This window comes from Mycobacterium sp. RTGN4 (assembly GCF_033804635.1).
Lineage (GTDB): Bacteria > Actinomycetota > Actinomycetes > Mycobacteriales > Mycobacteriaceae > Mycobacterium.
On sequence record NZ_JAPZLB010000006.1, the window covers coordinates 382365 to 397801 of the forward strand.

Below are 15437 nucleotides of genomic sequence, written 5' to 3' on the forward strand. Positions count from 1 at the left end.
AAACTCCTACGGTCCTTGCCATTCGTAGATGCGGTCCTCGCCGTTGTCGTAGATCTGCTTCCACGACCGCGACTTGTCTAGCGACACTAGCCCGTCGGGCATGACGAACCCGCGGACCACCGGGGTGCTGGTGATGACGTAGCGGATGTTCAGCGCGTGCACGGCCTCCGCGACGCGTGGATCGGTATCGGCCTTGCTTGCATACGCCCAGAAGTTGAAGCGGTGAAGCCCCGGGCCCTGCTGCTGTGGAAAGTCGTAGTGCGTCCACAGCGGGTGCAGCCCGTTGACGGCATACATCCACGCGGTGCCATCGGTGTTTGCGTTGCCGATGAGGGTGTCGCGCGCTCCGGGCAGCGTGGCCAGATAGTCGAAGGCCTGGATGTCCTTGTCGTCGATGATCACCTTGTCGTACTTCTCGCCGATCAGGTGACGGTGACGTGGGAAGTAGTGCCATGCCGAACCGATCGACACCGCGACCAGGATCGCCGCGGCCAGGCCGTACCCGACCCGCGGGCTGATGCGCGGCGCGACCCGACGCAGCCTTCCCACCACGAACAACGTCATCGTGGAAAGCGCGATGCCCGCCATCGGGGCCAGCAGAAGGGTGATCACGGCGGAGAGCCGGCGTGGGTCGCTGTAGAAGAGGTCACTGAACGTGCCCGTCACCGCACCGACGGGGCCACCGAACGGCGCCGAGGAATGCACGACCGACACCACCAGCAGCGCCCAGACCGCCAGCGGCCACCACAGTCGCCGCACCAGCAGGATCAGCCCTCCGATCGCGGTCAGCGCGATCAGGATGTTCTGGATCGGATAGTCGTTGAGGTGCCGGGTGTGCTGCACGATCGCATCGAACAGGGCCTTCTTCTTGCCCTCGTGGGTGACGAACGCGTGCCCGACGATGATCTCGGCCTGCTGCAGCACTCCGACGAACTGTGGAAGCAACAACAGCACGGTCGGGACGCCCACCCACAGCAGCGTGACGAAGTCGGCCACCCGCCCGCGGATGGGGCGCCAGAGTGCGTCGCAGAGCCACCAGGCCGCCACGAACACGACCGTGACGACGCCCCCCGTGATGTGGACCGAGAACACACCGAGCAGCGCGATGATGCCGAGCGGGATGCGGTCGCGGTGCCGCAGCGTCGAGGCGATCAGCACCATGGTGGGTACGGCGACGCCGTATGCGGCCATGTTGGGCATCGAGGCCGTATCGAACTCGACGTACGGGACTGCGGTGAACGACGCGGACAGCGCCGCGGCGGTGGCCGCTGCGGCCGCAGTGCGCCATGGATCGACCCGCGAGCGCATCAGCTGCCACGTGAGCACGGCTGCGCTCGCGGGGAAGAGCCAGACCGCCGCCGCGAGGGAGTTCAGCGTGTAGGCGGTCGTGGGGGTCGCACCGGTGAGTTGCACCTGGATAGCTGCCAACGCGTGGAACGTGGACGGGTAGTAGAGCGCGTCGTGGGTCTCGACGTTGCGCAAATCGCCCATGTGCGTCGGAGAGGCCTGCCCGGTATCGAGGATGAATCGGACCGTGTTGGCGTGCCAGACCGCGTCCCAGGTGCTGGGAATCGATTGCCAGTTGGGCATCCCGCGAATTGCTGAATACCCGATGAACGCTGCTCCGAGTACGACGCCGGCGGCTACCACCAGGCCGGGCCCCGTCGAGGGCGCGCGACCTTCGGCGGGGCGGTCGCGGAAGCGGGAAAGCGCGATGTGCGCAATCGTGACGAGGATCACGACGAGCACTAACGCGAGCAACGCCGTCCATGCGTTCCATGGGATGCCGACCGCGCCCATCGGAAGAATGGCGAGTGCGACGACGCCGTAGGTGAGCGCTGGACCCACCGCGACGGCTACCGGCCAGGTTAGCTGCGCGGCCCTTGCAACGATTGCTCCCGGAACAACCAGCAACAGCAGTGCGATTAGCACTCCGGACGCCAAGCTCACTGGACTAGTATGGCTGCCCAGGTGACCTGGTCTGCCGCGGCACACGCGCGGGCGGGCACCTCCGAAATCGTGTCGGGTCGCGGTATTCACAGACACTCGAAGGTGGCTGGCATGGCATACGACGTCGCCCGGGTGCGTGGTCTGCACCCGTCGCTGGGCGACGGCTGGGTGCATTTCGATGCTCCGTACGGCATGCTGCTGCCGGATTCGGTGGCCACCACGGTCTCGACGGCCTTCCGCGGATCGTTGACGACGGACATCGGCCCGCACCCCGCCGCGCAGCGCAGCGCGGGGGTGCTCAAGGCCGCGCGACAGGCCGTCGCCGATCTCGTCGGCGGTGATCCGCGTGGCGTCGTGCTCGGCGCGGACCGCGCCATCCTGCTGACCGCGCTGGCCGACTGTGCGTCGTCGCGAGTCGGGCTGGGCCAGGAGCTCATCGTCACGCGGCTCGACGACGAAGCCAATGTGGCCCCGTGGTTGAGGGCGGCCAGTCGCTACGGCGCCAAGGTGAAGTGGGCCGAGATCGACATCGAGACCGCCGACCTTCCGACCTGGCAGTGGGAGACGCTCATCGAGAAGCCCACGCGGCTGATCGCGATCGCGTCGGCCTCGTCGTCAGTGGGCACCGTCACCGATTTGCGGCCGGTCACCAAGCTCGCACACGAGAACGGGGCGCTCGTCGTCGTCGACCATTCGGCCGCCGCGCCGTACCGGTTGATCGACATCGAAGAGAGCGAGGCCGACGTCGTCGCGCTGAACGCCGTCGCCTGGGGTGGTCCGCCGGTGGGCGCGTTGGTGTTTCGGGATCCCGAGGTCATCGGCTCGTTCAGTTCGATGTCCGCCGATCCGTTCGCGACCGGCCCCGCCCGGCTGGAGGTCGGCACCCATCAGTTCGGGATGTTGGCGGGCTTGGTCGCCAGCATCGAGTATCTGGCCGCGCTCGATGAATCGGCCACCGGCACTCGTCGCGAAAGACTCTCCGTTTCAATGCAATCGGCCGCGACCTACATGGATCGGCTGTTCGACTACCTGGTGACGTCGTTGCGGTCGCTGCCGTTGGTGATGGTGATCGGGCAACCCGAGGTGCGGATACCCGTGATGAGTCTGGCGGTGCACGGGGTGCCTGCCGAACGGGTGGTGCAACGGCTCGCCGACAACGGCGTGCTCGCGGTGTGCAACACCAGTTCGCGGGTGCTCGACGCGATCGGCGTCAATGACATCGGCGGCGCGGTCACCATCGGGCTTTCGCACTACAGCACGGTGTCGGAGTTGGATCAGCTGGTGCGCGCGCTGGCGTCGTTAGGCTGAGCTCGGCTGGCTGAACGCTCAATCCGACACGCGCAGAAGCACTTTCCCGGTCACTTCGCCGGACGACAGCAACCGGTGGGCTTCACTCGCCTCCTCGATGGGCAACTCGGCGCCGACGATGGGTCGCACCCTGCCGTCGGCGATCATCGGCCACACGTTGGCGACCACAGCGTCGACGATCTCGCGCTTGCCGCCTGGCCCGTCGACGGGACGGGAGCGCAGCGCCGTCGAGATGACGCCGGCGCGCTTGGCCATCAGCGCGCCCAGGTTGAGTTCAGCCGTGAGCCCGCCCTGGAACCCGATCACGATGAGTCTTCCGTCGGGCGCCAGTGCCTCGATGTTCCTGGCTAGGTAGGACGCCCCCATGATGTCGAAGATGACGTCGGCCCCGGCCCCTCCGGTCTCCGCCCTGATGCGTTCGACGAAGTCTTGCTCGCGGTAGTCGATCGTGATGTCTGCGCCGAGTGTGGTGCAGACGTCGAGCTTCTCGGCGGACCCGGCGGTGACCGCGACGCGGGCCCCGAGCGTGCGGGCCACCTGGATGGCATGCGTGCCGATACCGCTTGCGCCGCCGTGGATCAGGAGTACTTGGCCGGTCGACAGATGCGCCGTCATCTCGAGGTTGGACCACACGGTGCAAGCGACTTCGGGGAGTGCGGCGGCCTGATCGAGCGCAACACCCTCCGGAACGGGCATGACTTGCCCTGCCGGCACTGCGACCTTCGTTGCGTACCCGCCGCCTGCCAGCAAAGCGCACACCTCTTGGCCGACTGACCATCCGTCGACGTCGGGGCCGACCTCCGCGATGCGCCCCGACACCTCGAGCCCGATGGTCTCGCTGGCGCCCGGCGGTGGCGAGTAGTGGCCGGCGGCCTGCAAGAGGTCGGCCCGGTTGACGCCTGCGGCTACCACTTCGATGACTACTCCGCCGCGTTGAACTGCGACGTCGGGAACTTCTCGCAAGGACAGCGTGGACTCGTGTTCGGCAACGATTGCGAGCATGTCAATAACGCTACTACTCGCGAGGCTTAGCTCTAATATGTCGCCATGGGGGACACAATTGAGGGGCGTACAGCTAGTAGGATGCCGAGCCTCGACTACGCGGAACAGCGATCGTGGCAAAACTATCTGGATTCGGCGCTGGGGGTCTACGCCGCACTGAATCGGTCACTCGTCGATGCGCATCACTTGACGCTGAACGACGTGCGGCTGCTTGACGTGCTCGAACGGGCACCGAACGGTTCAGCGCGCATGGGCGACCTCGCCGACGAGCTGATGTCGTTGCCTAGCAGGGTAACTCGGCAGATCAACAGGCTGGAGGCGCACAACCTGGCCCGCCGTCATTCGAGCCCCGAGGACGGCCGCGGCGTCGTGGCCTGCATCACCGAGGAAGGCCGCGCGCTGCTCTCCGCGGCGATGGTGACGTACGGCCAAGGGGTGCGCGCGCACTATCTGAACAAGTTGTCGCGCTCCCAGGTCGCCTCGCTCGGCGAGAGCTGCCGCCGCATCGGGGCCGCGTTGAAGGCGGAAGCTGCGCCCGCCCGGTTGGGCCGGGTCTAGCGCGCCCCTTACCGTTCCTTATGGGTGAGCAGCAGCGTGTGCTGTTCGGTTGCGGCCCGAACGGTGTTGGCCGCTGGCGGCGGGTGTTCTCCGGTGGACCGGTACCCATCGTGTGGGTGGCGGTGGGCCGGAACTGCCGTGCCTGCCAACGTGGCTCGGTGGACGTTTGGGCCTGGCCGGTGGTGTGCCCGCAACGGTCCGCTGTCCGTTGCGGGGTCCTGCCGGCCGTCGCCTGATCGGTAGTCCGAGGCCACGTCTGCCGATCGCGGTCGCCGCGCCGTGATGGCGGGTGACCGGTTCGGAAGTCTGTTGTTGTAGCGGTTTACGCCAGTGCTGGTTGCCCCATGTGCTGGTGTACGCCGGATCGACCCCGATGATTGCGATGCCGCGGCGGGCGGCCATCGCGGTCAGGCGGGTTCGGAATCGCGCGGTCGGGATACCGGCCACGGTGCGCCGGAACGACTTTCCGCGTCTACCGCGGCCCATCGTGTCGCGGCCGACCGCGCGGGCATCGGCGAAGTCGAGGTGCTCGATGACTACCGCCGTGCACGCAGCCTGGGTAGCAGCATCGAGTAGGGCGGTGATGGCCGCGCGGACCCGCCCATCACGGCGCGACGCCGCTAAGCCGGCGGTCTCGATGGGGATCGTGATCGGGTCCCCGACCGGATTTCCGGACCTGTCGAGCACGCAGCAGGCGAGGTGGTCGGCGTTGAGATCGACGCCCAGCACCGGGCCGGTGCGCAACGCATCGAGCGAGGGTGCCACCTCCGCCGTGTCCTGTTTCCAGGACGCGTCGAGATACCAACGGCCCTTGGCCGGGTCGAAGGTGATGTCATAGCGCACCGCGCGCCGCGCAGCGACCCGTGCCTTCCACTCGGTGCCGCGGTGGCTGAACGCCACCGGTGCACCCACATCGAGATGTGAACCCAGCTGGTCGACCAACGCGGCCGGGACTTTGATCCGCAACCGGCCCGCTTCATCGACGCGGATGGTTTCATTGCCGCCAGCCTTGCCCGATTCCCCATCCGCGGTGAAGAACATCCGGGCGCCATCCCAACGGTCGCGCCACTGCGGTTCGGTCAAGCCCGCCGTATCGAGGTGGGTGCGGTTGCGCCACAACCGTTTCCCACCCACCACGATCGACGGACGCCCAGCAGCCAACGCGTCCTCGGCTGCCTCCAGGCGGGCCCGCAACACCGCCAGCCGCCGCGTCTTGGCGAACCGCTCACCAGCCGTGCGGTATCCACGACCACGGCGGCGGCCCGCTGCTGCCGGTGCCAGATCCTGCGCACCGGGGCGCAGTGCACACCGCTGCTCCACCACCTCGATCCCTTGGCGTAGATCGGTGACGTGAGCGCTCAGGGCGCGCATGCCCAGCTGGTATTGGTCCTCAACCGCACGGGTGATCGCCCCCGCCCAGCGCGACGACGACACCGCAGTCAGCGCCCGCTTACGCCGGGCCCGCCAGGCCGCGTGCGCCTCATGGTCCAACCGACCGAACCCCACACGGGCCGCCAACTCCGTGCGGTACACCGATCCCAGAAACGATCCGACCGCCCCCAGCGCCGAAGCCTCGGCATCGGTCAGGTGAACCCGGGTCCGGATACGCACCCCCGCCGGCCCAGCTGCCAGCACCGGATCGGCGATCCGGCGCAACGCCCGACGTTCACTGGCCATCACCGACATCCTGACCACTGGCACCGACAAACACCGCCGGACCCATATCACGGCGCGCGCAACCCACCGCCGTGATCGCCCGATCACGCGCCGACCGTCGCCCGTACAACCGGGCACACAACCAGGTCAACACCTCCACCATGTCGCCAACCAGATCGACGGTCACCTCACCAGAATCGAGCACCGCCAGGCGACAGCCATGCGCCGACAGTGCTCCCTCCACCAACTCAGTGTTCATCCGCCCCAACCGATCCCGGTGCCCACCACCACCACCACCACCGCGGCCACCTTCGGGTCAGCCAACAACCGGCGCAACTTACGATTGGGCCCCGTTCATCCCACACCCGACGTCGGCCTCCACCCGCACCACCGCCATCCCAGCCGCCAGCCGCCCACTGAACCAGCCAGGCAACCGGCCTACCTAAATCCCCCCGCTGATCATGCGAAGACACCCGCGCATCAAACCCACCCCGCACCGCAGGCACCGGCAACGTGCCCTCCCGAAACCAGCGGTACCCGTCTGCGGATGAACACCCTCCGACCGCGCCCAATCCGTCAGATTTACACCACCAGCCCACTCACTGGAACACCCCAACGATCACTACCACTCACTACCCGACCACCTGCCGTTACCCTTGTCGATGGTGGCGTGGCAGAGCGGCCTAATGCACTCGCCTTGAAAGCGAGAGTCGGCTAACACCGACCGGGGGTTCAAATCCCTCCGCCACCGCCATTTTCGTCAGCTGCCGGTGCCCGCGACCAGGTTCGGCGGATCGGTACCGCGCGCATAGGCCTCGAGTTGCCGCAGCGCGACGGCCCACGCCCGTTGCCACGCAGCCTCGGTGCTACCCGCCACGTGTGGGGTCAGTAACAAGCCTGGCGCGGACCACAGTGGGTGGCCCGGCGGCAACGGTTCCGGATCGGTGACGTCGAGTGCGGCGCGCAGTCGGCCCGACGTCAACTCCGCGAGCAGTGCGTCGGTGTCCACCAACCCGCCGCGGCCCACGTTGACCACGATCGTGCCGGTCCGCAGGCGGGCCAGGAATTCGGCATCGACGATGTGGTGGGTGGCTTCGCTCTCGGGCAACATCGCGACCACCACGTCCGCGGTGGGCAGGAGTTCGTCGAGCTCGTCGAGGGCGTGCACTCCGGGCCTGGCTCGCCGTCCGACCAGCACCACGTCGGTCTCGAACGGCATGAGCCGGGCGGCCAGATTCACCGCCAGATCCCCGGCGCCGAGCACGACGATACGCTTGCCGATCAGGGTCTCGGTGTCCTTGCGCCGCCATTGACCATCGGCCTGCTGCTTGGCGAAGAGGCCGAGGTCCCGGTAGATGGCAAGCAACGCCGCCACCACCCATTCGGCCGACGAACCTCCGTGCGCGCCACGGCCGTTCGAGAGCAGCACGCCGTCCGGGAGCACGGCCAGCCACTGTTCGTAACCGGCGTTGAGCGTCTGGACGAGCCGCAGGTTGGGCAACTCGGCGAACCGCGCCCCGACTGCGGCAGCCTTGTCGTATCCGACGACGACGACGGAGGCGTCGAGGTGTCCGGCGGGCCACAGCTCACCCGGCTGGTACTGCACCGCTTCGATGTTGGGTGGGGTGTCCGACACGTCGAGCCCCAGGTTGCCGGGGACGAGCACCTTCAACCGCGCCCGTTCGGCGCTACTCACCAGTGCCCGCGGTGGACGACTTCGGCGAAGGGCCGACGATTGGGCTTGAGGATCGGCTTGAGTGGACGATCGGCGGGATACCCGATACCGAGCAGGTACGAGACGAGGTGATCGGCTGGCACGCCGAGGATCGCGCGCGCCTTCTGCTGATCGCCCACCGACGAGTGCCCGGTGCCGATGCCGAGGTCAGTCGCGGCGATCGTCATCGCCATCGTCGCCTGCCCTAGGTCGTACTGGTCGATGAGCTTCGTGCGCTCGTCGGGAGGTTCGGGGACGATCAGGGCGATCGCCGCCGCGGCCGCGGCGATGTGTACCGCGCCACGCCACACGGTGGACAGTTCTTGAAGTTGGCCACGATCGGTGACGATGACGAAGTCCCAGTGCTGGTCGTTCTTGGCCGACGGCGCCCGCCACCCGGCTTCTGCGATGCGGTCCAGCGCGCTGTCGGGAACGGGGTCGGGCAGGTAGCTTCGCACATTGCGTCGGGCACGGATCGCGTCCCAGGCTTCCATCTCGTCTCCTCTATTTCGCTTTCACGACTCAACCACGCCTACGTAAGCACTATTTCCCGCACGGCCCTCGTCGAGCCTGGTACGTGCTGCCACGGTCGTAGGTCAAGATCGGCCTCCGGCACGATGCGCACCGGCGGCGACACTTCATAGCGTCGAGTCATGACACGAGTAGAAGCACAGACCGATGACTGACGCAGCCGCCGGATCGGGTATTCCGTTTCCTGGCAGCCACACTGGTCGCCGAATCGCCTCCTGGGCACGAATGTTCATCGAATCCGTCGGTGCAACGCGAAGGGCCCAGCGCGCACCTCGACGCGAGCGGTCGCCTGAGCCGCCGCTTCGCGCCCGCTTCATGGAGGACGCATCGATGGCCCGCGAGATGTGGCGGCTGTGACGCGCGACCGCGACCTCCTACCGCGGTAGTACAGCGGTACCCCTCTCCGGGATGAGGTGACGTCCGGCCGAGCGTTCTACGATGTCGGGATGTCGACCGCGGTGAAGCGGCACCTCCGAGCGTGGGTCACGCGCAAGGAGCGGTTGCTGCCAGCCGGCTTCAGCTGGCCGTTCGTCGTCACCGTTGACGTAGCGATGATCGTCATCGGCGCCGTCGCCACCGTTCAGCGTCCGGTGTCGGACTGGCCGATCGCCATAGTGGCGATGGTGATCGCATTCAGTCCCTGGATAGTGTTCTTCCTCTGCAACGTCGTCAAACACGAAGGGCCAGCACTGTGGACGGCGTGGATGCTGGCCACCGCCATCATGCTCTTCGCGACGTCGACGCCCATCAACGGCGACTTCGCGCCATTGCTGCTCATTCTCAGTGTCGGTGTCATTAGCGCCATCACCTCGACCCGCGGCGGCGTCGTGGCCGCATCCTCGGCCACAGCGCTACTGGGGTGCGCTGCGGCGCTGCACCGCCTGGACACCCCCGTGCTCTACCTGGCGTTCGTCGGAATCGGTTGGCTCGTCGGCTATCTCATGCGCATCCAACAGGAACTCCTGCTCGAACAGCGGCAGATGCAGGCCAAGTTAGCCGCCCTTGCCGCCGCCGACGAACGCCGTCGCATCGCCCATGAAGTGCACGACGTCATCGCGCACACGCTGAGCATCACCCTGCTACACCTCACCGGTGCGCGACACACCCTCGAGCACGACGGTGACGCAGCCGCCGTCGTCCGCGCACTGCACCAGGCTGAGCGCCAGGGCCGCCAAGCCATGGCTGACATCCGCCGCACGGTGGGACTCCTCGACGCCGACCCCACCGCACGAGCACCCGAGCCCGGCATTTCCGACATCACCGCACTCACCGAAGACTTCTCGCGGGCGGGTCTCGACGTAGTCCTCACCGCGAGCGGCCCGATCGAGCACGTCTCGGGCGCCGTCGGCCTGGCGCTATACCGCATCACCCAGGAGTCCCTGTCCAATGTCGCCAAGCATGCGTCGGACTCCCAGGCCGCAGTGACACTCACGATTTCTCCTACGGCAGTGCAACTTTCGATCGTCAACCAGTTGCCGCAGCCGGGCACACCAGTCGGTGCGGCAGGTCGCGGACTGCGCGGGATGCGGCAGCGGATCGAACCCCTCGGCGGCACCATCGATGCGGGACCATCCAACGGTCAGTGGGCCGTGCACGTCGCGGTGCCCGCAGGCGCCGACGACCCCTACTGGACCCATCGGAAGGCCGCGTCGTGACCGACGAGCGCCAGGTCATACGGGCCCTGATAGTCGACGACCAGGAATTGGTGCGCTCTGGACTCTCCCTGATCCTGCGGGAAACACAGGGCATCGTGGTCGTCGCCGAGTGCTCCGACGGCGACGAGGTCGTCGACGCCGTCGCCCGGCACCGCCCCGATGTGGTGGTGATGGATCTGCGCATGAAACGGGTCGACGGGATCGAAGCGACTCGGCTGCTGGCCGAGGCGGAAGGCCCACCGGTGCTTGCGCTGACGACGTTCAACGACGACGATCTGCTCTCCGGAGTATTGCGCGCCGGTGCTGCGGGTTTCGTCCTGAAGGACTCACCGGCCGAGGACCTGATCCGGGCCGTTCGGGCGGTGGGCAGCGGTGCCAGTTACCTCGACCCCTCGGTGACCGCACGAGTGCTCACCGCCTACCGCAGTACGGCCGCGGCGACCGCGGAAATCGCCGACCTGGATGAACTGACCCCACGCGAGTACGACGTGCTCTTGCTGATCGCGCGGGGACACACCAATGCCGAGATCGCCGATGTACTAACCATTTCGGGGCTGACCGTGAAGACCCACGTCGGCCACATCTTCATGAAGCTGGGCCTCCGTGATCGTGCGGCCGCAATCGTCTTCGCCTACCAAAACCACCTCGTCGAACCGCGCTGACCATCCGTCGTGTCGGTCTCACGCCTGCTGCGATCCGACGGCCATCAGTGCGTCGCCGAGCTTCTCGGCGGCGTCCCGGTCGAGCGAAGCATGACCCAATAGCAACCGGTTCCAAAGGAATCCGTATGCCACGTCGGCAAGCACGTCAATGTCGATCACACTGGACAGAGCGCCGCGGGCACGACCCCGTTCGAGCAGCGCCCGCAGCGGCGCCTGTCGTGACACGGCGAAGTCCGGAGCGACCGCGGCAAGCTCTGGGTCCTGTTGGGCCAGTGCCATGAACTGGCGCAGCGTCTGCGCGTTGTCGACGGCGTCGGCAAACGATGCAGTGAGAAAGCCAACGAGGTCATCACGGAATGAACCGGTGTCTGGGATGGCGACGACGGTGCGCGCACGCTCGGCCAAGGCTTCGGCGATGAGTGCCCCTCTGTTGGGCCACCAGCGATAAATGGTCTGGCGGCCGACCCCAGCGGCGGCGGCGGTGCCTTGCACCGTGACCCCAGGCCCACCTGCCTCCTGAAGCAAGGAAAATGCAGCGTCCAAAATGGCGCGCCGCGCATCTTCGTTGCGCCGTCGGCCGCTGTGCGGCCGCGACGCACGTTCTGACATGGCAACGAATCTAACACTTGACAAGACACACTGTCTCGACAAATCTTGTCTAGACAGTGTGCCTTGACAACGTGGGAGAAGCCGATGACCGTGTCCTGGTCGACCCAACTCGATGGAGTACTCGCCGGAGACCAGGTGGTCGGCGTCGCGGCGGTCACTCCGGCGCGCGGAGTCGTGATAGCACCGATGACCAACTTCGCCGTCCACGATCGCCAGGCCGGGGTGGTCGGGGTGAACAGCTCGGTCGGAGCGTCGAAGAAGATTGAACGGATGCGGCGAAATCCTCACGTGGCGGTCGCATTCCATAGTCGTGACCACAGCACCGCCGACGGCATGCAGTACGTCCTCGTTCAGGGCTTCGCCACCGTGTCGGCGCCGGTACCCGACTTCCCGGCGACCATCGGCACTCGGTGGGACGATAAGGACGGCGCACCGCCGAGCGGGCTGTGGGGACGGTGGCTCCGCGTCTACTACACCCGCATACCCATCGACATCGCCGTCGAGCGCATCATGAGCTGGCCTGACCTGCGGGCGTCCGGCGAACCGGAACTGCTCGGCACCCCACTGCCACCGCCAGCGGCGTCGCAAGCATCCCCGCTCGGCGGCACAGGCACTCGCATCGACTGCGCCCGGGCGGCCCGCAGGGCCCGACGTCTGCCGCACGTACTGCTCGGCTGGGTCGGCGAGGACGGCCTACCCATGGTGGTTCCGGTGTTGATCACCGGCTTCGATGACGTCGGCATCCGACTCGGGACTGCCGGGCCCGTGTTGCCATCTGGGCACCGCCGCGCCGGCCTGACCGCGCACTCATTCAGCCACCACGGCCTCGGCAACCACGGAAACCACCAACGGCTGCACACCGGGTGGCTGGAAGTGGACTCGCCGCACACGGCCACATATCGTCCGCACACCAGCGCCGGATTCCGCATGCCGCCATCGACGTGGCTCTACCGGCTGGCGGTGGGCTTCGCCGCTCGGCGAGGAGCCAACGACTACACCGAAGTGGCGCTCGGGGCAACGCACTGAAAGCTGCCTAGACCGGACCACGACATAGCAGATTCAAAGCCAACGCATAGTGGCTACCCTGATCGTCTGGTCAAGCTGGGTACATGACTGAAACACCTGAGCAGACAATCGAACCCACCTCTGAGTCGCACGCAGTCACCCCGCGGGCCGACGAATCGCCGCGACGCTGGCGCAAGCGTGACGGACATCCCAGGGTCTATCGCGTTGCCGCGGCGGTCATCACAGTCGCCGCGACCGTCTTCGTCATCGCCGTGATCTTCTGGAGCGGTTTCATCTTGGGCGCTCACGGCGGCGGCGGTGGACACCATGGGCACGGCGGCGGCTCCGCGCACGGCGCCGCAATGATGCACCACGGTCACGGCGGACAGGGACACTAGTCCGTCACCTCAAAGCGGGCCCGGTTCACAGGAATTCGCGACACGCGCGAAAGCTAGCAGCCGGGCTCGCTTAGCGGTATCCACTTGCCGTGGAATGAGAAGCCCACTGCTGCGAGCCCGGATCGATTGTCGGAGTAACCGTTTGGCCGTGATACTGGAACGCCTGCGGAGGCCGACCGCCCGCCGGTGGGGCGGGTTCACACGTCGGCGGCTCGTCGTCTTCTGGGAAGTCCGGTATCGGCGTGTCCGTCGGTAGCGGCGGAATTGGCGGTGGCGGTCGATGCCACGGTGGCGGGTGAGGACCCCGCCCGGGAGGCCCGCCGCTGGGAGGCCCGCCGCCGTTGGGCGGTCCACCGTGTCCTGGCGGAGGCCCATCGGAAACGTGGCCGGCGGGCGACCCACCCTGACCAGGTTCTCCGGATTTGCCGGGGTTGCCGCTCGGGGGCCCACTGGCGGTGCCGGGACTCATGTCTGGCGGTCCGGTGGGCGCACTGGGGTCTCGGTCTGCGGGTCCGGTCGCCGACCCGCCGGCACTCGAATCCGGTGGTCCGGTCGGCGGCGAGGGCGGCTCGAGCCCCGGAGCGGGCTGCTCCGGGGCGCTCGAGCCACCCGCCGCTGGGGCACCCGAATCGCTCGGGCCCGATGGTGGGGACCCGGAATCGCTTGAGCCGCCCGAGGATGGCTCCAATTCGATCCCGCCGGAAGACGAGCCCGAGTCGCTCGACGACGTTGAGCCCGACGACGATGAGGCCGAGGACGAGGAAGACCCGGAATCACTCGACCCGGCCGACGACGAGCCTGAATCGCTGGACGATCCCGAATCGCTTGGCGCCATGGGGAATGGCGGCGGCGCGGCGGCGGACAGGGCTTCGGAACTCAATCCGAGCAGACTGGCCTCGACGCAGCAGGTGACTGCGATGCCTGCTAGTAACCGTCTCGCTTGCAAGGTGACCTCCGGGCGACTGTGCTTCAGTGCGTCCGTCGGGCGAAGACCCAGGTGCGCAGTAGTACGAATCGGATGAGGGTCGCTGCGAGATTGGCCAGCACCAGCATGCCGACCTCTACGGTTCGGGACGGATCGGCGACGAGGCCGTGCAATGCATCCAACGCTCCGCTGGTGATGCCCAGCGTGATCGCGAAGACCACGAGTCCCTGGACCTGATGGCGCGCGGCTCCGAGCCGGCCCCGCACGCCGAACGTGAACCGCCGATTGGCCGACGTATTGGCGACCGCGGTGATGAGCAGCGCGACTAGGTTCGCGACCTGGGCACCCAGGAGTCCCTGCAGCATGACGAACAGCACCAAATAGGCGGCGGTGCACGCAACTCCGATCGTTCCGAAGCGGAGCACCTGGCCCAGCGGCGACACCGATGCCGGGACGGGGCCGGTGGGTGCGAGCTCGGCTGCGATCGCGTCAACCGGTACCGCCCCGAGCGTCAGATCGTCGTCGATGTCGTGTGCGAGCGCCGTGTCCGTCATGGCACTGATCGTGGACCGCGTGGATGTGTGACGGTTTGGTCCAACCTACGATTCCGCTATGAGGGCTTCACTCGTGGGCACCTGGCAGGCGGTTCACATTCAGGGTGGATACGATGGGTGAGGTGCCACCAGGACTGAATCTCTACACCAACCGATTGCGCGCCAACTCATTTGGCGGCGAAGCCACTGCTTACGACACGCACCGCCCGCGTTACCCCGACGACCTCGTCGATGAGCTCCTGAGTTCGGGCGCACGGTTGGTACTCGACGTCGGCGCCGGTACCGGGATCGCATCGCAGCAGCTGACCGAACGCGGGGCCGACGTGCTGGCCGTCGAGCCCGATGCCAGGATGGCCGCGCTGGCGCGGCTGAAGGGGATACCGGTCGAGCTCGACACGTTCGAACGGTGGGAACCCGCCGGGCGCAGCTTTGATCTGGTCGTGTTCGCGGCGTCCTTCCATTGGGTCGATCCCGCGGTCGCCCTGCCGAAGATACGCACCGTGCTGCGGTCCGGTGGACGCCTCGCGTTGATGTGGAATCGACTGTCCCCCACCAAGCCGACGCGGGCGGACTTCGCCGCCATCTACGCCGACTACATGGATGACGACATCACCCGCCCGCACCACGACCCCGCGGACCTACGCGCCACGCTTGCCGCACACGGTTACGCCGTTGAGCAGCACATCTATCCGCGCAGCCTCCAGTACTCCCGAGACCAATGGCTGGACTATGCGTTCACCCATTCCAACCATTTGATTCTGACCGCCGAGCAAGCCGCCGAACTGCGCGCACGGCTGGCTGATCGCATCGGCCCGGACGGTGTGACGGTCGGGGGCGACGCACTCGTCGTCATCGCGACTCCCGATCAGCGAATCATCAGCTGACTCACAGGAATACGGCCGTCGGCGCT

General features: G+C 67.1%; 16 protein-coding genes, 1 tRNA gene and 1 pseudogene. 10 read left to right on the forward strand and 8 right to left on the reverse strand.

All coding sequences use genetic code 11. The features are described from left to right. Window positions 1-6: 6 nt before the first annotated feature. Window positions 7-1950, reverse strand: a complete 1944-nt coding sequence (locus SLQ30_RS15905) for a DUF6541 family protein (RefSeq protein ID WP_319448502.1) — start codon at window positions 1948-1950, stop codon at window positions 7-9. A 111-nt stretch (window positions 1951-2061) separates the two neighbouring features. Here SLQ30_RS15905 and SLQ30_RS15910 point away from each other — a divergent pair, with 111 nt between their 5' ends. Further along, complete coding sequence (locus SLQ30_RS15910; protein WP_319448503.1) at window positions 2062-3258, forward strand: cysteine desulfurase-like protein; 1197 nt, start codon at window positions 2062-2064, stop codon at window positions 3256-3258. An 18-nt stretch (window positions 3259-3276) separates the two neighbouring features. Here the strand turns inward: SLQ30_RS15910 and SLQ30_RS15915 are convergent, their stop codons facing one another. Further along, window positions 3277-4260, reverse strand: coding sequence for an NAD(P)H-quinone oxidoreductase (locus tag SLQ30_RS15915; protein WP_319448504.1), 984 nt, complete (start codon window positions 4258-4260; stop codon window positions 3277-3279). A 45-nt stretch (window positions 4261-4305) separates the two neighbouring features. Between SLQ30_RS15915 and SLQ30_RS15920 the strand changes: the two genes are divergently transcribed. Then, window positions 4306-4818 carry a MarR family winged helix-turn-helix transcriptional regulator gene (locus tag SLQ30_RS15920; protein WP_319448505.1) on the forward strand — a complete coding sequence of 171 codons (513 nt, stop codon included), beginning with the start codon at window positions 4306-4308 and terminating at the stop codon, window positions 4816-4818. Window positions 4819-4836: 18 nt separating this feature from the next. Here the strand turns inward: SLQ30_RS15920 and SLQ30_RS15925 are convergent, their stop codons facing one another. Beyond that, complete coding sequence (locus SLQ30_RS15925) at window positions 4837-6495, reverse strand: hypothetical protein (RefSeq protein ID WP_319448506.1); 1659 nt, start codon at window positions 6493-6495, stop codon at window positions 4837-4839. Next, window positions 6485-7054 (reverse strand): annotated as a pseudogene (locus SLQ30_RS15930) (IS607 family transposase). Before SLQ30_RS15930 ends, SLQ30_RS15925 begins: the two are co-directional and overlap by 11 nt. An 84-nt stretch (window positions 7055-7138) precedes the next feature. Between SLQ30_RS15930 and SLQ30_RS15935 the strand changes: the two are divergent. Further along, window positions 7139-7228, forward strand: a tRNA-Ser gene (locus SLQ30_RS15935). A gap of 6 nt (window positions 7229-7234) precedes the next feature. On the opposite strand, the gene SLQ30_RS15940 is transcribed toward SLQ30_RS15935, so the two are convergent. Together SLQ30_RS15940 and SLQ30_RS15945 are read right to left on the reverse strand one after the other, a co-directional pair. After that, the gene (locus SLQ30_RS15940; RefSeq protein WP_319448507.1) at window positions 7235-8170 is read right to left on the reverse strand and encodes a 2-hydroxyacid dehydrogenase; all 936 of its coding nucleotides are present in this window, start codon (window positions 8168-8170) and stop codon (window positions 7235-7237) included. Then, window positions 8167-8682: a nitroreductase family protein gene (locus SLQ30_RS15945; RefSeq protein ID WP_319448508.1), complete on the reverse strand. Its 516-nt coding sequence runs from the start codon at window positions 8680-8682 to the stop codon at window positions 8167-8169. Before SLQ30_RS15945 ends, SLQ30_RS15940 begins: the two co-directional genes overlap by 4 nt. A 184-nt stretch (window positions 8683-8866) precedes the next feature. Between SLQ30_RS15945 and SLQ30_RS15950 the strand changes: the two genes are divergently transcribed. The 3 genes from SLQ30_RS15950 (at window position 8867) to SLQ30_RS15960 (ending at window position 11036) form a co-directional block, all read left to right on the forward strand. After that, window positions 8867-9076 carry a hypothetical protein gene (locus tag SLQ30_RS15950; protein WP_319448509.1) on the forward strand — a complete coding sequence of 70 codons (210 nt, stop codon included), beginning with the start codon at window positions 8867-8869 and terminating at the stop codon, window positions 9074-9076. A gap of 89 nt (window positions 9077-9165) precedes the next feature. After that, window positions 9166-10374 (forward strand): sensor histidine kinase, encoded by a 1209-nt coding sequence (locus tag SLQ30_RS15955; protein ID WP_319448510.1) that lies wholly within the window; start codon window positions 9166-9168, stop codon window positions 10372-10374. Further along, window positions 10371-11036 carry a response regulator transcription factor gene (locus tag SLQ30_RS15960; RefSeq protein WP_319448511.1) on the forward strand — a complete coding sequence of 222 codons (666 nt, stop codon included), beginning with the start codon at window positions 10371-10373 and terminating at the stop codon, window positions 11034-11036. Before SLQ30_RS15955 ends, SLQ30_RS15960 begins: the two co-directional genes overlap by 4 nt. An 18-nt stretch (window positions 11037-11054) precedes the next feature. On the opposite strand, the gene SLQ30_RS15965 is transcribed toward SLQ30_RS15960, so the two are convergent. Further along, complete coding sequence (locus SLQ30_RS15965) at window positions 11055-11645, reverse strand: TetR/AcrR family transcriptional regulator (RefSeq protein WP_319448512.1); 591 nt, start codon at window positions 11643-11645, stop codon at window positions 11055-11057. 84 nt (window positions 11646-11729) lie between these two features. On the opposite strand from SLQ30_RS15965, the gene SLQ30_RS15970 reads away from it, so the two are divergent. From SLQ30_RS15970 to SLQ30_RS15980, 3 genes are all read left to right on the forward strand, one after another. Then, the gene (locus SLQ30_RS15970) at window positions 11730-12671 is read left to right on the forward strand and encodes a hypothetical protein (protein WP_319448513.1); all 942 of its coding nucleotides are present in this window, start codon (window positions 11730-11732) and stop codon (window positions 12669-12671) included. 83 nt (window positions 12672-12754) lie between these two features. Then, window positions 12755-13048 carry a hypothetical protein gene (locus SLQ30_RS15975; RefSeq protein ID WP_319448514.1) on the forward strand — a complete coding sequence of 98 codons (294 nt, stop codon included), beginning with the start codon at window positions 12755-12757 and terminating at the stop codon, window positions 13046-13048. Between the two features lie 467 nt (window positions 13049-13515). After that, window positions 13516-14070 carry a hypothetical protein gene (locus SLQ30_RS15980; protein ID WP_319448515.1) on the forward strand — a complete coding sequence of 185 codons (555 nt, stop codon included), beginning with the start codon at window positions 13516-13518 and terminating at the stop codon, window positions 14068-14070. Here the strand turns inward: SLQ30_RS15980 and SLQ30_RS15985 are convergent. After that, complete coding sequence (locus SLQ30_RS15985; protein WP_319448516.1) at window positions 14018-14527, reverse strand: GtrA family protein; 510 nt, start codon at window positions 14525-14527, stop codon at window positions 14018-14020. The genes SLQ30_RS15980 and SLQ30_RS15985 overlap by 53 nt on opposite strands. A 113-nt stretch (window positions 14528-14640) precedes the next feature. Here SLQ30_RS15985 and SLQ30_RS15990 point away from each other — a divergent pair, with 113 nt between their 5' ends. Beyond that, window positions 14641-15411, forward strand: a complete 771-nt coding sequence (locus SLQ30_RS15990; protein WP_319448517.1) for a class I SAM-dependent methyltransferase — start codon at window positions 14641-14643, stop codon at window positions 15409-15411. Window positions 15412-15437 lie beyond the last annotated feature (26 nt).